Source organism: Tunicatimonas sp. (genome assembly GCF_049647865.1).
Taxonomy (GTDB): domain Bacteria; phylum Bacteroidota; class Bacteroidia; order Cytophagales; family Cyclobacteriaceae; genus Tunicatimonas.
In genome coordinates, this window is the sequence record NZ_JBARYM010000630.1 from 1 (window position 1) to 1,502 (window position 1,502).

The 1,502-nt window shown below is 43.8% G+C and carries 2 protein-coding genes; one reads left to right on the forward strand and one right to left on the reverse strand.

Annotated features, from left to right (window positions below; genetic code table 11):
- A partial coding sequence (locus WBA23_RS18420) for a PfkB family carbohydrate kinase (RefSeq protein ID WP_424583747.1) occupies positions 1-494 on the reverse strand: 494 nt, incomplete at its 3' end.
- A gap of 235 nt (positions 495-729) precedes the next feature.
- Here WBA23_RS18420 and ribA point away from each other — a divergent pair.
- Entirely contained in the window at positions 730-1,347 is a 618-nt protein-coding gene (ribA, locus tag WBA23_RS18425; RefSeq protein ID WP_424583748.1) for a GTP cyclohydrolase II, read from the forward strand.
- The last annotated feature ends 155 nt before the right edge of the window (positions 1,348-1,502 follow it).

Below are 1,502 nucleotides of genomic sequence, written 5' to 3' on the forward strand. Positions count from 1 at the left end.
GGATTCAACATCACCTTTTTGCCTAGTCTATTGGCTAGCTCCACTACGTAAGTCACCGTTTCTATTGGAATTTCTAATTGAAGCAGAATGATTTCGGCGCCAGAAATGGCAATTCGGGTCTGGTCAATTAGCTCGGATGATAGTAAGCCGTTAGCTCCCGGGGCTACAGCGATACAATTCTCCCCGGATTCATTTACCAGAATAATCGCCGTACCACTCGGTTCCTCACCTGACTGAGTGATATAATCAGTATTGATACCTTCTTTAGCGAAATTGGTGAGCATGGTCTGACCAAATGTATCATTACCTACGCTAGCAATAAATGTGACATTGCCACCGGCTCGGGCGGCAGCTACTGCTTGGTTAGCTCCTTTTCCGCCGTAGGCTTGACTGTAGCGAGCGTTTCCTATGGTTTCACCAGGTTGAGGGAAGTGAGCTACCTGAGCAATTAGATCGATATTGGAGCTGCCAATCACCACAATAGACTGGTTCATATTCTTTTGGTTAGTTATTTTTGTAGTCCCCGAAAAGTTACGGATTTTTACTCAACTGTAAAGTTGAACCGTCATTTTTCTTGACTACAGGTATTTTCTTACGAAGAACACATCCCAACTAATTGTAGTTGGGAAATCATTCGGATACTCCGTATGTTTACAGATTAGCTCGAGTTTGCATTAAGCAACTGACAAAATTTGCCCTTCGGTGTACCGAATGGCCGGAAAGATAATTATGGTGCCCTTAGAACGACAGGCCGAAACCCCTCTACCCACTCCTCATGGGTTATTTCGTATTATTGCGTACGCTGATGAAGAGAACAATCCTATGCCTCACATCGCAATGGTCGGCGAAAAAACCGACCTCTCTCAGCCTGTGCTGGTGCGTATTCATTCGGAATGCATGACCGGCGATGTGTTTGGTTCTGTGCGCTGCGACTGCGGTGAACAGCTTCAGGAAGCGATGCGTAGAACGGGGAAAGAAGGGGGAGTTATAATTTATCTTCGGCAAGAAGGACGTGGCATTGGCTTAATTAATAAAATGAAGGCGTACAACCTTCAGGATAAAGGGCTCAATACAGCCGAAGCTAATTTGCATTTAGGATTTGAAATTGATGCCCGTGATTACGACATTGCTATTCGAATGCTGAAAGACCTAAAAGTAAAGTCTATTAAGCTAATGACCAATAATCCCGAAAAAGTAGATAGCTTTATTAGCTCCGGGATTAGATTGGTAGATCGGATTCCCCTGGAGATCACTCCTCGTCAGGAGAACTATGGATATCTCAAGACTAAACAAAAGTTGATGGGCCATATGATTGATCTTTCCGCTGATAACAACAACCATCATTAATACACCCCTATGAAACTGGAGAATTATTGGCAAGGCTTACTTCTACTAAAAGAGACCATTGCTAATACTTCGGATGAGGTGCGCTTTTGCTTTATCAACTTCGGTGAGAAGTGCGAAGTGTACATTAATCGCCTGCCTGTACCTAATCCCAAAAA